This is a genomic window from Rhizobium sp. AC27/96 (genome assembly GCF_001692325.1).
Classification (GTDB): domain Bacteria; phylum Pseudomonadota; class Alphaproteobacteria; order Rhizobiales; family Rhizobiaceae; genus Rhizobium.
On record NZ_LXKN01000073.1, the window covers coordinates 56,465 to 74,603 of the forward strand.

An 18,139-nucleotide genomic window follows, 5' to 3' on the forward strand; every position below is an offset into this window, starting at 1 on the left:
CCAGCTCAGACGGTTTCCCAGCCATCCTTCTCACTGGCGCGATAGATGGCGTCGATGACCTTCTGATTGAGCTTCGAGCTTTCAAGAGACACGATCTCCGCACCTTCACCCAGCGCCGCCGACGCAAAGGCTTCCGCCTCGCGCTTGTACTGGCGGCTGTCGGGGAACCGGAAAATCGTCGATTCCGAATGGCCGCGATTGGTCAGTTCCAGCTCCTCTGCGCCATAGCGATCGGCGTTGAAGGGCGACTTCACCTCGATGAAGCCTTCCGTGCCGTGGAAGACCATGACCTGGCGATTGGCCATCTGCGTCGAGATGTAGAAGGTCATTTCAAAATCGCCGAAATCGGCCTTGACGCTGGAATAGATGTCGGTGCCGAATTCCGGGTCACGCTCGGTCACCGCCTGGATGCGCAGCGGCTCGCGACCGGTGACGAAACGGGCGCTGATCGTCGGGTAGACGCCGATATCAGGCAGACCACCGCCGCCAAGCGACGGGATATTGCGCATGTTGCCGGCATCGCGGTTGAAATAGGTGAAGGCTCCCTGGATATGGCGCAGGCGACCGATGGCGCCATCGGCCAGCAGCGAACGGACCTTCCGCCACACCGGCGCATAGGTGACCATGTAAGCCTCGGTCACCAGCACCTTGTTGCGGTCGCGGGCAGCAATCAGGCTGTCGATTTCATCCGCCTTGAGCGCGATCGGCTTTTCGCAGAGCACATGCTTGCCGGCGTCGGCGGCCTTGATCGTCCACTCGACATGCTGTGAAGTGGGCAGCGGAATGTAGACGGCATCGATGGTATCGGAGGCGAGCATTTCCTCGTAGGAACCGAAGGCGTGTGGCACGGAGAAGCGGTCGGCCATCTGCCGGGCACGATCGAGATCACGGCTGGCGATTGCCGTGACGACGCAATTTTCCGCGTCCTGAATGGCCGGCACCACCAGGTCGCGACCGATTTTTGCCGTCGATAGAATTCCGAAACGCAGCATGATCTTTCTCCCGAAGCATTGTCCCGAGGCGAACGGCCGCACAGCGATGGTCGCGACACGGCCTTCCAGCGGGATCCCTTGTCAATACGGTGGATGGAGAGCGAAACGAGGCCATTCCGCTCCAGACGAAATCGACTGCAACCTTATTCGGCCGGTGCAGACGGCGCAACGGCTTGGGGAAGCGATTGCTCAAAGACATCCCCCCGAATGGCATCAAGGCGTGTCCGGATCTGTCCCCTTTCTGTCTGATAGGTGGCTTTCGTACCTTTTGACTGGCGATTAATTTCGGCTATCCTTCAATCACAGGAGATACGAAAATGTCCCATTCCGACACCGCATTGCTCGTCATCGATGCGCAGGAATCGTTTCGCCAGCGTCCCTACTGGCGGGCAGACGACCTGCCCACCTTCACCAACCGCCTGCAGGCGCTGATCGATGGTGCCAAGGCCAAGGGCATCCCCGTTGTGCAGATATTCCATGTCGACGACGATCCGCATTTCAGCCTGGAGAGCGGCTATGTGCGCAAGCTCGATGAAATCTCGCTGGAGGCCGATGCGGTATTCCACAAAGCTCGCCATTCGGCCCTCGTCGGCTCCGGGCTGGATGTCTGGCTGGTGGCGAACGGCATCCGCAAAGTAATCGTCTCGGGCATTCGCACGGAGCAATGCTGCGAGACGACGACGCGGCATGCATCCGATCTCGGCTACGATGTCGACTACGTGACCGAGGCGACGCTGACCTTCCCGATGACGCATGCTTCGGGCACGGTCTTCAGCGTCGACGATATCAAGAAGCGCAGCGAGCTGGTGCTGTCAGGCCGTTTCGCCCGCATCGCGACGGTCGAGGAAGCGCTTGCCGGTGCCCCGATCCGGAGTGCCGCATGAGCCATAGCGACAAGCACTTCCAACGCCGGATCATTCCCGTCTACGTCCTTTTGCCGCCCTATACGCTGCTGATGGATGTCGCCGGGCCGGTGGAGGTGCTGCGCCGCGCCAATATTGAACAGGACGATGTCCTGTTCGATTATCGTTTCATCGCTGCCCAGCCGTCGCAAACGACCTCGGTCGGGTTGACGCTCGCCAATCTCGAGCCCCTGCCGGATCACATTCCGGATGGTGCCTATGTCATCATATCCGGCAGCGTCACGCCGCCTGACGATGCCGAGGACGTCGAGCCCGAAACCGATACGCTGGCGCGCTGGCTGGCGGGCGTCATCCGTCCCGGCATCACCCTCGTCACCATCTGCTCCGGCGCGGTGATCGCGGCCCGTGCCGGTCTGATGGACGGCTATGCCTGCACTACTCACTCCGCCTGCCTCGACGAGGTCCGGCACCATGCCCCGACTGCGCGCGTGCTCGACAACCGGCTCTATGTGGAAGATCGGGAACGCTATTCCAGCGCCGGCATCACGACGGGCACCGACCTGATGCTGCACCTCGCCTCCAAGCTGACCTCGCCGATGACCGCCTTGACGATCGCCCGCCATATGGTCGTCTACATCAGGCGCACCGGTGCCGAGCCGCAGCTTTCGCCCTGGCTCAGCGGCAGAAACCATGTGCATCCCGCCATCCACCGCGTTCAGGATGCGATCATGGCCGATCCCGCTCACAGCTGGTCGCTCGCCGAGCTTGCCGGTATCGGAGCCATGAGCGCACGGCATATTTCACGCCTGTTCCAGGAGCATGCCGGCCTGTCGGTGACCGCCTATGTCAATCTTATGCGCGTGACGCTGGCGCGGGATGTGCTCGCCAATTCGCGGCTCGACATGGAGCGCGTGGCGGAAAAATCCGGCTTCGCTTCTCCAAGGCACATGCGCCGCGTCTGGTCGAAATACAATACGCTGCCGCCAAGCCACTATCGGCGCGCGACGCCGGAATAAAGAAATCGTTAGTGGCCTTTACCGGCAAAGGCCGATAGCCTGCCTTGTCCCTTCCGTCCGGCGCCTCTGACGCCGGCTTCCTGCTCACGTGATTTGGAGAGATATCATGGACCTGCGCAAGCTTGGACGAACCGATCTTTTGGTCGCCCCCATCGTTTTCGGCGGCAATGTCTTCGGCTGGACTGCCGATGAGAAGACTTCCTACGCATTGCTCGACGCCTTCTTTGACGCCGGTTTCAATACGATAGACACGGCCGATGTCTATTCGAGCTGGGTTCCCGGCAACAAGGGCGGCGATTCCGAAGAGATCATCGGCAAATGGCTGAAGCAGGGCCGCATCGCCCGCGACAAGGCCATCATCATCACCAAGGTCGGTTCGGAGATGGGCCCTGGCAAGAAGGGGCTGAAGGCAAACTACATCCTCGAAGCCGTCGAAGCCTCGCTCAGGCGGCTGCAGACCGATCATATCGATCTCTATCTGTCGCACTGGCCGGATTCCGAGACACCGCATGAGGAATCGCTCGCCGCCTATGCCAAGCTGAAGGAACAGGGCAAGATCCGCCATGTCGGCTGCTCGAACCTTGATGCGACGCAGTTGCAGGCATCGCTCGATGCCGCCGCCAAGGCCGGCCTGCCGCGCTACGACGTGCTGCAGCCGGAATATAATCTCTATGCGCGCGCCAGCTTCGAAGGCCCGCTGGCGGATCTCTGCGTCAAGGAAGATATCGGTGTAATCACCTATTTCAGCCTTGCGGCCGGCTTCCTGACCGGCAAATATCGCACCAAGGCAGATACGGAAGGCCGCGCTCGCGAAAACCGCGTCTCGGCCTATCTCGACGACAAGGGTCTGCGCATTCTCGCGGCGCTCGACACGGTTTCCGCCGAAACCGGCTCGAAGCCAGCCGAGGTCGCGCTCGCCTGGCTGCTGCGCAAGCGCGGCGTCACCGCACCGATCGCCAGCGCCACTAGCCTTGGCCAACTCGACGCGATAATCAACTCGGCGAAGCTTTCGCTTTCCGATGAAGCCATGCGCCTGCTCGACAAAGCCGGCGAATAAACCGAGGCAGACCGATGACCGTGACGATCCGAGATGCCAGACCCGAAGACGAAGCGCGCTGGCGCAAGCTCTGGGACGGATATCTGGCCTTTTACGGCGTCACCATCGCGCCTGACATCACCGATGCGACCTGGCGCCGGGTCTTCGATCCGGCGTCGACCATCTTCATGCGGGTCGCCGAAGTCGACAGCGAGGTGAAAGGCTTCACGCTCTGCCTGACACATGAAGGCACATGGACACGCGCGCCGGACTGCTATCTGGAAGACCTGTTCGTCGACGAAAGCGCCAGGGGCCACGGCGTCGGCCGGGCACTGCTGGACGATCTCGTCGACCTTTGTAAGAAAAACGGCTGGGCGCGCCTCTATTGGCATACGGACGAGACCAACGCGACCGCCCGCAAGCTCTACGACACCTACGTCAAGAGCGACGGCCATATCCGCTACCGCGTTAATATCTGAGCTTCGGAAAGCCCTCATAGAGAGCGGAATGATCGCCCTCCCAGTTCGCCATGCCCCGCTTGGTCAGCATGCCGCGCGGGCTGACAAAGCTCTGGATGCTCCGCATCGGCCGCTCGTGCCACTGGATGTTGAAGGCCCATAGTTTCGGAAAGAAGCACAGCGAAGCGTAAGGCAGGTGATCATGGATCCACCAGGCGAGTTTCTGCCAATCGCCCTCCTGGCTCTGATGGTCGATCAGCCAGGGCACGACGATGCAGACGGCGGCGCCCATGCAGCCATCGAGATCGCGCATGTCCCAGATGTGATGGGCGGCGGTATGAGGATTGGTCGAGCAATTCAGCCCGTTCTTGTTGCCGAAGGCATTCACCTCGGGCGAGCGGTAGCCTGAACGGATATGTAGCCGGCTAAATGTCGCCTCCAATGGTTCCAGCAATTCCTCGCACAGTCTTCGGCCCGACTCGATCGCCAGATCGGGGTCTTCGGGAATATTGGGAATGCGATAGAAATCAGCAATTTCCGAATGCAGGAAATCGCGGAAGAAGAAATTCTTCGACAGCCTGACGCGGCCGAGCTCCTCCAAGCCCTTCATCGACCCCGGTTTTCTCATCGTCTCAACTCCTTCTTCCGTCCATCCGACCAATGCAGACCAGATATCGCATGGAAGCCACCCGATTTCTGTCAGCAGTGTCGGTCATTGGGCGGATCGGTGGCGACGCCTCCCGCTAGGGGCCGGTATATTTGAAGAAATCGATGAAGGCTCTAAGTGCCGGGCGCATCTGGCGGCGGCTCGGATAATAGATGCAGAAGCCGGGATAGGGCGGGCACCAATCCTCCAGCACGCGGATCAGGCTGCCGTCCTCCAGTTCCTGCTTCACGCGTATGTCGAACAGATAGGACAGGCCCGCACCATTCAGCGCCGCCAGGACCGCAAGCCGGTCCTCGATGACGATCAAGGGACCGTCGATGGCGACGATCAGCTCACGGCCGTCCTTCTCGAACTCCCAGCGATAGATCGAACCATCGGTGAAGCGCCGCTTGATGCAGCGGTGATGCACGAGATCGCGCGGATGGAGCGGCTTCGGATTTTTCGCGAAGTAGGCGGGAGAACCGGCGATCACGGTGCGGATATCAGGCGAGACCTTTACCGCGATCATGTCGCCCTCGATGCTCTCCTCAAGCCGGATGCCAGCATCGAAGCCCTCCTTGACGATATCGCTGAAGCCATCCTCGTTGGCGATCTCCAAGGTAATGTCCGGATAGGTGTTGAGGAAATCGCCGAGCCGTGGCGCCATCAGCAAGTCCGAGGCAAAGCGCGGGGCGGTGATGCGCAGAGTGCCGGCCGGGCGGCCGCGGGTGGCAAGCGTATCCTCCAGCGCGATATCGATCTCTTCCAGCGCCGGCGCCAGCCGCTGCAGCAGCGCCTCGCCCTCCTCCGTCGGCAGCACGCTGCGGGTGGTGCGCGCCAGCAGCCGCACGCCGAGGCTTGCCTCGAGGCTGGAGACGGCATGGCTGACCGCCGACGGCGCGATCGACAATTCCTTGCCGGCAGCACGGAAGCTGCGATGGGCGGCCACGGCGGCAAACACCGCCAATTGAGAGAGCTGGGTCCTGTTCATTGATCTAAATTATAGAACAGGCCGTGAGAATTTGCATGGATTTTCATTCATTATGCCGAGACTTAGTTTGAACCCGTCGGCCGGCCTTGAGGCCCGCCACCGATCCAACAAGGTTCAAAAGGAACGCGATTATGAAAACCCGCAAGCTTGGCAAGGATCTCACCGTTTCCGCCGTCGGGCTCGGCTGCATGGGCATGAGCTTCGCCTATGGAGCGACTGACGACAACGAATCCGTCAAAGCGCTTCATCGTGCCGTCGAGCTCGGTGTCACTTTTTTCGACACCGCCGAAACCTACGGCCCCTTCACCAATGAGGAGCTGCTTGGTCAGGCATTGAAGCCTGTTCGCGACCGCGTGGTCATCGCCACGAAGTTCGGTTTCAAGCTCGACCACACAAAAACCGGTCTTGCCGCCATGATCGGCGTCGACAGCCGTCCGGAGCATGTCAGGGACGTCGCCGAGGCCTCCCTGAAGCGGCTTAACACCGATGTCATCGACCTCTTCTACCAGCATCGCGTCGATCCGAACGTGCCGATCGAAGATACGGTCGGTGCCATGGCGGAGCTGGTGAAAGAGGGCAAGGTGCGGGCGCTGGGTCTCTCGGAAGCCAGTGCCGCCACCATCCGCCGCGCCCATGCGGTGCATCCGATCGCTGCCGTGCAGAGCGAATATTCACTCTGGAGCCGCGATCCGGAGGAAGAGGTGCTCGCCACTTGCCGCGAACTCGGCATCGGTTTCGTGCCCTACAGCCCGCTCGGCCGCGGCTTCCTGACGGGCGCGATCCGCAAGGTGGACGACTTGGCCGACGACGATTTCCGCCGCAACCTGCCACGCTTCCAGGGCGATAATTTCGACGCCAATGCGGCGCTGGTCGCCAGGCTCGAAACGCTTGCCAAAGAAAAGGGCGTCACGGCGGCACAACTGGCGCTCGCATGGGTACTCCACCAGGGCGACGACATCGTCCCGATCCCCGGCGCCCGCAAACTGCACCATATCGAGCAGAACGCCGCCGCCGCCGATATCGTGCTTTCGCCGCGCGAGGTGGAAGAGCTTGGCGCAATCATCCCGCTCGAAAGCGTCGCCGGCAAGCGCTACAGCGATGCGTCTCTCGCCATGACGAATATATGACGAATTGACCGCCTCTCCTGCCCAGACAGAGACACCGGCCATCACGGCCGGTGTCATTTTGGGGCTGAAAATAAAAGTGAAGCCTCACCAGCGACCGCAAGAACATGCGAATCGCCTGATTTACAGCCTCTTTCAACTTCCTAGACAAATCGTCATGGGCGCAAAGCGCATGCCAGAGCTCGACGCTCGGTTGACAAACGGGTCCGAAATTTGAAGATTGCCGCCAATCAAAACGGGCAGCGTTGGGAGGACTTATGTCTAAGCGCGCGTTTATCGGCTTCTCCGCTTTTCTTCTCGCCACTTTCGCATCCCTGAGCCCCTTGGCAGCAGCAGATGTCAAGCGCCAGGTGGTCACCACCAAGGACGGCGATTACTTCGGCTTCGATCTGCGCACGGAGCAGAACGTGACGCTGGACCAGTGCTCCGCGTCCTGTATCGGCGACAAGTCCTGCAAGGCCTTCACCTACAATCCCAAGGTGAAGTGGTGCTTCATGAAGTCCGACTTCAACCAGCTCAACAGTTTCCCTGGCGCCGTCGCCGGCAAGATTGTCGAGACTGCGGCGGCCAACGAGCCCGATATCGGCGCGGCACCAGCTCTCCCCTTCCTGTCCGATGACTTCGTTCAAAGCGCGCGCGATGCGAAAAGCACGCTGACGCTCGGCGACGAGTTGAAGGGCCAAGGCGTCGAAAGCCTGATCGCACTCGGCCGCATCGAACTGACGTCCGGCAATGTCGAGAATGCCTTGAACGCATTCCAGGGCGCCCTGTCGCTCAGCCCCGACAATGGCGATCTGTGGATCGAGATGGCGCGAGCCGCCAACACGGTTACCAACGATACCGCCGTTGGCACCAAAGCCGCCTATGCGGCGCTCAACGGCTACCAGCTGACCCGCACGACGAACAGCCGCGCCGACGCGCTTGCCGTTCTCGCTGAATCGCTGAAGAACGCGCAGAACTATCGCCCGGCGCTCAACGCCTACAAGGCAAGCCTCAATCTCGTCAGTTCAGCCGCAGTCCAGGCCGCCTATGACGATCTGCGTGCCCGCCAGGGCTTCCGCGTTTCCGGCAACACGCTGGACAACGACAATGCCTCACCGCGCGCCTGCGTGCAGTTCTCCGAAAAGCTGGTGAAGAGCGGCGTCGACTATACGCCTTTCGTCACCGTCAATGGCGCAGCACCGAAGGGCATCGATGCCAAGGACAACCAGATCTGCGTCGAAGGCCTGGAATTCGGCCAGCACTACCGCGTTTCGCTCCGCGCCGGTCTCCCCTCCTCGGTCGGTGAAAACCTTCCGGCGCAGGTCAATGTCGATGTCTACGTCAAGGACCGCACGGCTTCGCTGCGCTTCACCGGCGACAATTTCGTGCTGCCCTCCACGGCGCGGCGCGGCATTCCGATCGTCTCGGTCAATGCGACCACGGCCAATCTCAAGCTCTATCGCATCGGCGATCGCAATATTGCGCAGCTCCTCAACAACTCACAGTTCCTGACGCAGATGGACAGCTACAGCGCCCAGACCATCCAGGACACCAATGGTGAACTGGTCTGGCAGGGCTCGATCGACATCCAGCAGGAGCTCAACAAGGACGTCGCGACCAGCTTCCCGGTCGATGAAGCGCTGCCGAAGCGCAAGCCCGGCGTCTATGTGCTGACGGCCGTTGCCCCCAATAGTGGCGGCCAGGAATGGGATCCGCAGGCAACGCAATGGTTCGTGGTGTCGGATATCGGCGTCACCACCTATGCCGGCACGGACGGGCTCAATGTCTTTGCCCGCTCGCTCGCCAGTGCCAAGCCGCTCGCCGGCGTGCAGCTGCAGCTGCTTGCGAAGAACAATGAAGTCCTCGGCACCGCCAAGACCGACGACAATGGCCGCGCCGTGTTCAGCGCCGGCCTGATGCGCGGTACGGCGGGCATGACGCCGGCGGTCATCACCGCTCAGAACGGCGACCAGGATTATGTCTTCCTCGACATGACGCGCGCCGGCTTCGATCTATCCGACCGCGGCGTTGCCGGCCGGACCGCGCCCGGCGCGATCGACCTGCTGACCTGGACCGAGCGGGGCATCTACCGCGCCGGCGAGACGGTGCATGCCTCGGCCCTTGCCCGCGACGTCAGCTCGACGGCGGTCGAAAGCCTGCCACTCACCTTCGTCTTCCTGCGCCCGGATGGCGTCGAGGACCGCCGCATCGTCACCGATGGCGGCAAGCTCGGCGGCTACACTGTCGACATGCCGCTGCAGCAGACCTCGATGCGCGGCACCTGGACGATGAATATCTACACCGACCCGAAGGGCGCCTCGATCGGCTCGCAGACCTTCCTCGTCGACGACTTCGTGCCCGACCGCATCGAATTCGACATGAAGAGCGACGCCAAGCAGATCGAAGTCGGCCAGCCGACACCTGTCAATGTCGACGGGCGCTACCTCTATGGCGCGCCGGCAGCCGGCCTTAGCCTTGCGGGCGAAGTGACGCTGAAGCCAACCCGGCAGAGCGATGCTTACAAGGGCTATCAGTTCGGTCTGGCCGACGAAGGCGCCGGCAAGGACAATAGTGACGGCGACAACGACAGCAGCAGCGGTGACAGCAAGGCCGAGAGCACCCAAGTGCCGCTCGAAGACCTGCAGGCGCTCGACGAAAACGGCAAGACCACCTTCGACGTCACCATCAACGATATTCCTTCGACCACGCAGCTTCTGAACGCCAACATCACCGTGCGCATGCAGGAAGCCGGCGGCCGCGCCGTCGAGCGCTCGCTGACGCTGCCGGTCAAATCAGATGGCCCGCGCATCGGCATCAAGCCGCAATTCGACGGTGATCTCGGCGAAAACTCCGTCGGCAACTTCCATGTTATCGGCGTCGACGCGAATGGCCAGAAGCAGGCCATGCAAGGCCTGACGTGGAAGCTGCTCAGCGTCCAGCGCGACTATCAATGGTATCGCTCCGGCAATGGCTGGAAATACGAACCGATCATGTCCACCAAGCAGGTGGCTGTCGGCACAGTCAACGCCACGACCGATGGCGGAACGATTTCCGTGCCCATCACCTGGGGCCGCTACCGGCTGGAAGTTTCGAGCGCCGATGCGAGCGGCCCGGAATCGAGCGTCGAATTCAACGCCGGCTGGTATGTCGCCTCCACCTCCACGGAAACGCCTGATGCGCTTGAAATCGCACTCGACAAGCAGAGCTACAAGATCGGCGATACCGCCAAGCTGAAGGTGACCTCGCGCTATGCCGGCCAGTTGATGGTGGCGGCCGGCGCCGAGACGCTGATCTCGGTCAACAATGCCGATATCGGTGCCACCGGCGGCGAGGTCGATATTCCAGTGACAGCCGATTGGGGAGCCGGCACCTATCTGACCGCCACCCTGTTCCGGCCCGGCGATGCCCAGGAAAGCCGCATGCCGATGCGCGCCATCGGCATCAAATGGGCGCCGGTCGATCCCGGTGAGCGCAAGCTGCAGATCGCGCTCGATGCACCACAGAAGACCTTGCCCCGCCAGCCTTTGAGCATCGGCGTGCAGGTTTCCGGCGCGGGCGCCAATGAAGACGCCTATGTCACGGTTGCCGCCGTCGATGTCGGCATCCTCAACCTGACGCGCTACCAGCCGCCGGCACCGGATGACTGGTACTATGGCCAACGCCAGCTCGGCCTCGAAATCCGCGACATCTACGGTCGCCTGATCGACGGCTCGCTCGGCGCGACGGGCAAGCTGCGCACCGGCGGCGACGGCGGACAGGCAGCCTTGCAGGCAAGCCCGCCGACGGAAAAGCTGGTCGCCTTCTTCTCCGGCCCGGTCAAGCTGGATGCCAGCGGCAAGGCGAATGTCAGCTTCGACATTCCGCAGTTCAACGGCACGGCACGCCTTATGGCCGTTGCCTGGTCGAAGGCTGGCGTCGGGCATGCGACCCAGGACGTGATCATCCGCGACCCGGTCGTCGTCACCGCCAGCCTGCCGAAGTTCCTCGCCCCCGGAGACAAGGCCAATCTGCGGCTCGACGTCGCCAACACCGATGCCCCTGCCGGCGACTATACGCTTGCCGTCACCGGCAACAGCGCCGTGACTGTGGACGCGAGCGCCACGCAGCAGACGATCAAGCTGGAGGCCGGCGGCAAATACAACATCACCCTGCCGCTGACGGGCGGACAACCCGGTGCCGGCACGGTCGCGATCAAGCTCTCGAATGCTTCGGGACTATCGCTCGATCAATCGGTCGATATCCCCGTTCGCCCGGCGCAGCTGCCGGTCACCGAACAGCGGGTCATCGCGCTTGCCCCCGGCAAGAGCCTGACCGTCAATGCCGATCTTCTCGCCGACAGCGTGCTGCCCGGTGCCTCGGTCAGCGTCAATGTCAGCCGCTCCAGTGCCTTCGACGTGCCGGGCCTGCTGATGAGCCTCAGCCGCTATCCCTATGGCTGCGCCGAACAGACCGCGAGCGGCGCCTTGCCGCTCCTCTATTTCAGCGACATGGCGGTCAAGAACGGCCTTGCCGACGATGACGAAATCCGCAAGCGCGTACAGGACGCCATCTATCGCGAACTGTCCTACCAATCTTCGACGGGCAGCTTTGGCCTCTGGGCTCCCGGCTCCGGCGATCTCTGGCTGGACTCCTACGTGACCGATTTCCTGACCCGCGCCCGCGAGCAGAAGTATACCGTGCCGGACCAGGCGATGGTGCAGGCGCTGGAAAACCTCCAGAACTCGCTGAGCGCCAATACCAATGTCAAGGACAATGGCAACGAGATCGCCTATGCGCTCTACGTGCTGGCGCGCAACAAGAAGGCGTCGATCAGCGACCTGCGCTACTATGCCGACACGATGCTGAACGACTTCCAGACGCCGCTCTCCAAGGCACATCTGGCTGCGGCTCTGGCGCTCTACGGGGACGCGCAGCGCTCGCGCAACATCTTCATCGATGCTCTGCAGATGTCGCAGAAGGCGGTGGCCACGAAGGTCAGTTTCGTCCGCTCCGACTATGGTTCGTCGCTTCGAGATGGTGCCGCGGTGCTGGCGCTTGCCGCCGAAAGCCGTCCGGTCCCGCCGATCATTCCGGATCTGGCAAGCGTCGTCGCCAAGGATTGGCAGACGAAGAAATATACCAGCACCCAGGAGCAGACCTGGATGCTGCTGGCAGCCCGCGCGCTGCAGAACGGCGATGACGGGCTGACGCTCGACGTCAACGGCGCCGCCCACACCGGCACCTATATGGCGCAGATGACCGGTGACGCCCTGACAGGCCATCCGCTGACCGTCACCAACACGACGCGCCAGCCGCTGTCTGCGGCCGTGACCACGGTCGCGGCTCCGGTTGCTCCGCTGCCGGCCGGCGGCAACGGCTTCAAGATCGAGCGCAAGTACTACACGCTCGACGGCGAGGAGGCGAATGTCACCCAGGCGCAGCAGAACGAACGTTACGTCGTCGTGCTGCATGTGACCGAAGACAATGACTGGCCGCAACGCCTGCTTGTGACCGACCTGCTGCCAGCCGGCTTCGAGATCGACAATCCGAGCATCGTCAACAGCGCTCAACTGTCGAACTTCGACTTTCTCAGCGACATTCAGCCGGCTCATGTCGAGTTCCGCAGCGACCGCTTCGTCTCGGCCTTCGATCAGGCGGCCGGTGCCGACCGTGACCTGACCTTCGCCTATGTCGTGCGCGCCGTGACCCCCGGCGTCTATGATCATCCGGCTGCAACCGTCGAGGACATGTATCGTCCGCAGTTCTCCGCCCGCACGGCGATGGGCCGCATGGAGGTGCTGGCTGCACAGAAGTAAGAGCCGTCATGAAGACGCGATGGAAGATTGGGATTGGCTTTGGAGCCACGGCCTTGACGGCGGTGGCGCTGGTCTTCGGCCTTGAGGCCGCGGACCGCGCCTATCCACCGCCGCTGGACAATGCCCGCGTCGTCTCCGCCGAAGTACTTGATGCCAATGGCGACCTGCTGCGCGCGTTCGCCACGCCCGAGGGACGCTGGCGGCTGAAGACCGAGGTTTCCGACGTCGACCCGCAATATCTGCGTATGCTGGTCGCCTATGAGGACCGCCGCTTCTACGACCACCACGGCGTCGATCCGATGGCGATCGGCCGCGCCTTCCTCCAGCTCGTCACCCATGGCCGCATCGTCTCCGGCGGTTCCACGCTTTCCATGCAGGTGGCGCGCCTGATCGAGCCGCGCAGCCAGCGTTCGATGACGGCGAAGCTTCTGCAGGTCGTCCGCGCCATCCAGATCGAACGGCGATTGAGCAAGGAGCAGATCCTCGACCTCTACCTGACGCACGCGCCCTATGGCGGCAATCTGGAGGGCGTTCGGGCCGCAAGCCTTGCCTATTTCGGCAAGGAGCCGCGACACCTCTCCGTGGCGCAGTCAGCCTTGCTTGTAGCGCTCCCCCAGCTACCGGAGAAACGGCGGCCCGACCGCAACTTCGCAACCGCGCAAGCAGCCCGCCACCGCGTGCTGGAACGCGCCGCCGTCGCCGCCATCATCGGCGAGGGGGAAGCCGAACGCGCCGCGCTCACACCCATACCGGCCGGACGCCGGCAGCTGCCTGCCTATGCGGCCCATCTGGCCGAACTGGCGCTGAAGAAACAACCGGGCGTCATCCAGCATCGAACAACGCTACGGCGCAGTGTCCAGCAGGGGCTGGAAGCCGTTGCCGATGCGGCCGCAAAGCGGCTTGGGCCGAAGGTATCCGTCGCCATGGTGATGGCCGATGCCAAGACCGGTGAGATCATCGGCGAAGTCGGCTCGGCCAACTACTTCGATTCCGGCCGCTCGGGCTGGATCGACATGACCCGCATATTGCGCTCTCCCGGCTCGACGCTGAAACCCTTCATCTATGGTCTCGCTTTCGAGCAGGGCTACGTGGCGCAGGAGACGATCATCGAGGATCGCCCGGCCGATTTCTATGGCTACCGTCCGCGCAATTTCGACATGAGCTATCAGGGCGATGTCAGCGTGCGCCAGGCGCTGCAGCTGTCGCTCAACGTCCCGGCCGTGCGCCTGCTCGACGCCGTGGGTCCGACGCGGCTGCTGGTGCGCTTCCGCCGCGCCGAGGTGAAGCCGATGCTGCCGCCGAACGAAGCCCCGGGTCTGGCGATCGGCCTCGGCGGTGTCGGCATTACGCTGAAAGACCTCGTGCAGCTCTATGCCGGGCTTGCCAATCGCGGCAAGCCGATGCGGATCGGCGACGGCGTTCAAGACCAGCCGGGTCCGATCGACAGCGAACCGCTGATGGAGCCGGTCGCGGCCTGGAACATCACCGACATTCTCTCCGATATTATCGCGCCGCGCGGCAGCAAGCAGCTCGGCATCGCCTACAAGACCGGCACGAGCTACGGCAATCGCGATGCATGGTCGATCGGCTATGACGGCGCGCATGTGCTCGGCGTCTGGGTCGGTCGTCCTGACAATGGCGCGGTGCCCGGATTGGCGGGCTATGTTTCGGCGGCTCCCATCCTGTTCGAAGCCTTTGCCAAGTCGGGCGTGGCCATCACACCCTTCCCGCCGCCTCCCATGGGTGCGGTGCGCATTTCCGCGACCGAGCTGCCGATCAGCCAGCGGCGCTTCTCCGTGACCGCCGCCGGGTTGCTGGCGGCTTCGAACCGCGAGCCTGCACCGCAGATCGTCTATCCACCGGAAGGAGCGCGCGTCGATCTCGGCGCCAGCGGCGGTGCAAGCCAGATCACACCGTTGGCGCTAAAACTGCAGGGAGGGCGTGCACCGTTCCGCTGGCTCGCCAATGGCAAGCCGCTGCCGGATCTGTCTCGCCGCCGCACCAATCAATGGACGCCTGACGGTGCGGGATATTCGACGCTCACCGTCATCGATGCGGCCGGACGCGCTGCGAGCGTGCGGGTTTTCGTCGAGTAGAAGCGTCAAATCATCGCGAGTATACGACCGACTTTTTGTCAGCCGGCAGCGTCCATGCTATCTTAGGCACAACTCAAATGAGGAATGGCGAGATGTCGGAAGAGCAGGCAATCCGCGCGGTTGTTCACCTCTATGTCGATGGCATGGCATTCGCGAATGAGCCCGCGCTGCGAAAGGCTTTCCATCCACGAGCCCAAATCATCGGCAATTATCAAGGCGCAGTCGAATGGATGACACGGGATGAATTCATCTCGGCAATCGTCGAGGAAGGCAGCGCTCCACCCGGCACCATACCGCTGATGGACATCGAGCTGATCGACATCGAAGGCGATGCGGCCAGCGTCAAGGTCGTCGACGAATTCGCAGGGATGCGCTTTTCGGACTATCTATCGCTGGTGAAGATCGACGGGCGGTGGAGTGTGGTGAACAAGGTCTATCATCTGCATCGGTAGAACCGGTTGCTTTCGATATGCCGCACCTCTGATACCCCCCTCTGTCCCTTCCGGGACATCTCCCCCACATGGGGGGAGATCATTGGGAGTTTGCCGCTTCCTATCCATAAAACAACGAGCTGCAGTTTCCGCGGACTCGATATTTGCTAGAGGCAAGCGAGTTCAGCGAGTTACCAATCTCCCCCCTTGTGGGGGAGATGTCACGACAGTGACAGAGGGGGTAACCCACCCTCTGCAAACTCAACAGCCGGCAGATTAACCGCGCAGCACCCCACCCGTCGTCTTCGTCACATTGGCGACGATCTTCTGCGTCAGTGCCTCGAAATCCTCGTCCGTCAACGTGCGCTCGGCCGGCTGGATCTGCACTTCGATGGCGATCGACTTCTTGCCCTCGCCGAGCGATGCGCCCTCGAAGATGTCGAAGACGTTGACGCCGGTTACCAGCTTGCGGTCGGCACCGACGGCAGCGCGGATGACTGCACCGGCTTCCACCGACTTGTCGACCACGAAGGCGAAGTCACGCTTGACGGCCTGGAAGGGGGAAAGCTCCAGCGCCGGCTTGGTGCGGGTCGCCTTCTTCTTCGGCTCTGGCATGGCGTCGACATAGACTTCGAAGCCGGCGAGAGCGCCCGATACGTCGAGCGCTTCCAGCGTCTTCGGATGGAATTCGCCGAAATAGCCGAGCACGACCTTCGGACCCATCTTGATGGTGCCGGAGCGGCCGGGGTGATACCAGGCGGGGCCACCCTGCTCGATCTGGATATTGGTCATCGGCAGACCGCAGGCTTCGATAACAGCCAGCGCATCGGCCTTGGCATCGAAGACATCGACCGGCTTGCCACCGCCCTTGGCGGCGTTCGACCACATGCGGCCGGCGCCGGCAAGCGTTGCCGTACCACGGCGGATACCGCCTGCGACGCGACGCTGGCCTTCGGGCGTGTCGTTCTCATAGGTGCCGGACACTTCGAAGATCGCGACGTCGCCATAGCCCTTGTCGGCATTGCGTTGCACAGCCGAAAGCAGGCCCGGCAGCAGCGACGGACGCATGTCGGACATATCGGCCGCGATCGGGTTGGCAAGCTTCAAGGCGTTGGAGCCGCCGCCGAAGAGCTTAGCCTGATCTTCGGCGATGAAGGACCAGGTGACGGCTTCCAGCATGCCGCGCGATGCGAGCGCGCGCTTGGCGGTGCGGGTGCGGATCTGCAGCGTCGTCAGGATCTTGCCGTTGACGGCAGCGTGGCTGGCCAGCGGCTGCGGCTTGATATTGTCGACGCCGTGGATGCGCATGATTTCTTCGACAAGATCGGCCTTGCCGTCAACATCCGGACGCCAGGAGGGAACGGCAACCGAAATGCGCTCGCCTGAACCGGAAACCGAGAAGCCGAGCTTCGTCAGGATGGCCTTGCTTTCATCGGCAGAAACCTCAAGGCCGGTCAGGCGCTTGACTTCCGACAGCGGGAAATCGACGACCTTGGCTTCGTAGCCTTTGTAGCCTTCGACCTTGGCCTTGGCGGCGGTGCCGCCGCAGCAGGCGAGCACCAGCTCAGTCGTGCGCTCAAGGCCCGGAACCATATATTCCGGATCGACGCCGCGCTCGAAGCGGTAGCGCGCATCGGTGATGATACCGAGGCCGCGGCCGCTTTTCGCGATGTTCATCGGGTCCCACAGCGCCGACTCGATCAGCACATCCCTGGTATTCTCGTCGCAGCCGGAATGTTCACCGCCCATGATGCCGCCGATCGACTCGACGCCATTATCATCTGAGATGACGACATTGCTGGGGTTGAGCTTGTATTCGCGCTCGTCCAGCGCCAGCACGGTCTCGCCGTCCCCGGCGCGGCGCACGACCAGATTGCCCTTGACCTTGGCAGCGTCGAAGACGTGCATCGGCCGACCCTGGTCGAAGGTCATGTAATTGGTGATGTCGACAAGCGCGCTGATCGGACGAAGGCCGATGGCGAGCAGACGCTGCTGCATCCACTTCGGGCTCGGGCCGTTCTTGACGCCGCGCACGAGGCGGAGCGCGAAGCCGGGGCAAAGACGCGTGTCATCCAGATCGATCTTGAGTTCGGTCGTCGTCTCGCCTTCGACGGCGAAGGACGGTGCCGCTGGCGATTTCAGCGTGCCGAGGCCGGAGGCGGCGAGATCGCGGGCGATGCCAAAGACGCTGGTGCAATCTGGACGGTTCGGCGTCAGGTTGATCTCGATGACCGCATCGTCAAGGCCGGCATAGGCGGCAAAGCTGGTACCAACAGGCGCATCTTCGGGCAAGTCGATGATGCCGTCGTGGCTGTCGGAAATTTCCAGTTCCTTTTCCGAGCACATCATGCCGCGGCTTTCGACGCCACGGATGTTGCCGACGGCCAGCGTCACCTCGATGCCGGGAACATAGGTGCCGGGTGCCGCAAAGGCACCGACGAGGCCTGCGCGCGCATTCGGCGCACCGCAGACGACCTGAACGGGCGCACCGCTGCCGATATCGACCATCAACACCTTCAGGCGATCGGCCTGCGGATGCTTTTCGGCGGACAGAACCTTGGCGATGACGAAGGGCTTGAACGCCGCCTTGTCGTCGACATCCTCCACTTCCAGACCGATCTGGGTCAGGCGTGTGCAGATCTCGTCGAGCTTGGCATCGGTATCAAGATGCTCTTTCAGCCAGGAGAGTGTGAATTTCATCTGATCAAT

Annotated in this window: 12 protein-coding genes; 8 read left to right on the plus strand and 4 right to left on the minus strand. The window is 62.5% G+C overall.

The annotated features are described in order from the left end of the window. Window positions 1-5 precede the first annotated feature (5 nt). A complete protein-coding gene (locus A6U86_RS32525; RefSeq protein ID WP_068400700.1) occupies window positions 6-992 on the minus strand; it encodes a Gfo/Idh/MocA family protein in 987 nt (328 codons plus the stop codon). A 317-nt stretch (window positions 993-1,309) separates the two neighbouring features. On the opposite strand from A6U86_RS32525, the gene A6U86_RS32530 reads away from it, so the two are divergent. From A6U86_RS32530 to A6U86_RS32545, 4 genes are all read left to right on the plus strand, one after another. Further along, window positions 1,310-1,876, plus strand: coding sequence for an isochorismatase family protein (locus A6U86_RS32530; RefSeq protein WP_068400703.1), 567 nt, complete (start codon window positions 1,310-1,312; stop codon window positions 1,874-1,876). Beyond that, on the plus strand, window positions 1,873-2,871 hold the full coding sequence (locus A6U86_RS32535) for a GlxA family transcriptional regulator (RefSeq protein WP_068400706.1): 999 nt from the start codon (window positions 1,873-1,875) through the stop codon (window positions 2,869-2,871). Before A6U86_RS32530 ends, A6U86_RS32535 begins: the two co-directional genes overlap by 4 nt. A gap of 106 nt (window positions 2,872-2,977) precedes the next feature. Next, window positions 2,978-3,928 carry an aldo/keto reductase gene (locus tag A6U86_RS32540; protein WP_068400709.1) on the plus strand — a complete coding sequence of 317 codons (951 nt, stop codon included), beginning with the start codon at window positions 2,978-2,980 and terminating at the stop codon, window positions 3,926-3,928. Between the two features lie 14 nt (window positions 3,929-3,942). Further along, the gene (locus tag A6U86_RS32545; RefSeq protein WP_068400712.1) at window positions 3,943-4,386 is read left to right on the plus strand and encodes a GNAT family N-acetyltransferase; all 444 of its coding nucleotides are present in this window, start codon (window positions 3,943-3,945) and stop codon (window positions 4,384-4,386) included. Here A6U86_RS32545 and A6U86_RS32550 read toward each other — a convergent pair. Together A6U86_RS32550 and A6U86_RS32555 are read right to left on the minus strand one after the other, a co-directional pair. Continuing rightward, window positions 4,376-4,993, minus strand: coding sequence for a hypothetical protein (locus tag A6U86_RS32550; protein ID WP_068401151.1), 618 nt, complete (start codon window positions 4,991-4,993; stop codon window positions 4,376-4,378). The genes A6U86_RS32545 and A6U86_RS32550 overlap by 11 nt on opposite strands. A gap of 115 nt (window positions 4,994-5,108) precedes the next feature. Then, window positions 5,109-6,002 (minus strand): LysR family transcriptional regulator, encoded by an 894-nt coding sequence (locus tag A6U86_RS32555; RefSeq protein WP_068400714.1) that lies wholly within the window; start codon window positions 6,000-6,002, stop codon window positions 5,109-5,111. A gap of 131 nt (window positions 6,003-6,133) precedes the next feature. Between A6U86_RS32555 and A6U86_RS32560 the strand changes: the two genes are divergently transcribed. From A6U86_RS32560 to A6U86_RS32575, 4 genes are all read left to right on the plus strand, one after another. Then, window positions 6,134-7,129 carry an aldo/keto reductase gene (locus A6U86_RS32560; RefSeq protein ID WP_068400716.1) on the plus strand — a complete coding sequence of 332 codons (996 nt, stop codon included), beginning with the start codon at window positions 6,134-6,136 and terminating at the stop codon, window positions 7,127-7,129. A 254-nt stretch (window positions 7,130-7,383) separates the two neighbouring features. Beyond that, window positions 7,384-12,903, plus strand: coding sequence for an alpha-2-macroglobulin family protein (locus tag A6U86_RS32565; RefSeq protein ID WP_068400718.1), 5,520 nt, complete (start codon window positions 7,384-7,386; stop codon window positions 12,901-12,903). Window positions 12,904-12,911: 8 nt separating this feature from the next. After that, complete coding sequence (pbpC, locus tag A6U86_RS32570; RefSeq protein WP_068400721.1) at window positions 12,912-14,999, plus strand: penicillin-binding protein 1C; 2,088 nt, start codon at window positions 12,912-12,914, stop codon at window positions 14,997-14,999. Window positions 15,000-15,091: 92 nt separating this feature from the next. Then, window positions 15,092-15,451, plus strand: coding sequence for a nuclear transport factor 2 family protein (locus A6U86_RS32575; RefSeq protein WP_068401155.1), 360 nt, complete (start codon window positions 15,092-15,094; stop codon window positions 15,449-15,451). A 255-nt stretch (window positions 15,452-15,706) separates the two neighbouring features. On the opposite strand, the gene pheT is transcribed toward A6U86_RS32575, so the two are convergent. Continuing rightward, window positions 15,707-18,130, minus strand: coding sequence for a phenylalanine--tRNA ligase subunit beta (gene pheT, locus A6U86_RS32580; RefSeq protein ID WP_068400723.1), 2,424 nt, complete (start codon window positions 18,128-18,130; stop codon window positions 15,707-15,709). Window positions 18,131-18,139 lie beyond the last annotated feature (9 nt).

Coding starts and splice junctions, on each gene's coding strand:
- A6U86_RS32565 (WP_068400718.1), top strand. CDS start 7,384: ATGTCTAAGCGCGCGTTTATCGGCTTCTCCGCTTTTCTTCTCGCCACT.
- A6U86_RS32575 (WP_068401155.1), top strand. CDS start 15,092: ATGTCGGAAGAGCAGGCAATCCGCGCGGTTGTTCACCTCTATGTCGAT.
- A6U86_RS32525 (WP_068400700.1), bottom strand. CDS start 992: ATGCTGCGTTTCGGAATTCTATCGACGGCAAAAATCGGTCGCGACCTG.
- A6U86_RS32535 (WP_068400706.1), top strand. CDS start 1,873: ATGAGCCATAGCGACAAGCACTTCCAACGCCGGATCATTCCCGTCTAC.
- pheT (WP_068400723.1), bottom strand. CDS start 18,130: ATGAAATTCACACTCTCCTGGCTGAAAGAGCATCTTGATACCGATGCC.
- A6U86_RS32560 (WP_068400716.1), top strand. CDS start 6,134: ATGAAAACCCGCAAGCTTGGCAAGGATCTCACCGTTTCCGCCGTCGGG.
- A6U86_RS32545 (WP_068400712.1), top strand. CDS start 3,943: ATGACCGTGACGATCCGAGATGCCAGACCCGAAGACGAAGCGCGCTGG.
- pbpC (WP_068400721.1), top strand. CDS start 12,912: ATGAAGACGCGATGGAAGATTGGGATTGGCTTTGGAGCCACGGCCTTG.
- A6U86_RS32540 (WP_068400709.1), top strand. CDS start 2,978: ATGGACCTGCGCAAGCTTGGACGAACCGATCTTTTGGTCGCCCCCATC.
- A6U86_RS32530 (WP_068400703.1), top strand. CDS start 1,310: ATGTCCCATTCCGACACCGCATTGCTCGTCATCGATGCGCAGGAATCG.
- A6U86_RS32550 (WP_068401151.1), bottom strand. CDS start 4,993: ATGAGAAAACCGGGGTCGATGAAGGGCTTGGAGGAGCTCGGCCGCGTC.
- A6U86_RS32555 (WP_068400714.1), bottom strand. CDS start 6,002: ATGAACAGGACCCAGCTCTCTCAATTGGCGGTGTTTGCCGCCGTGGCC.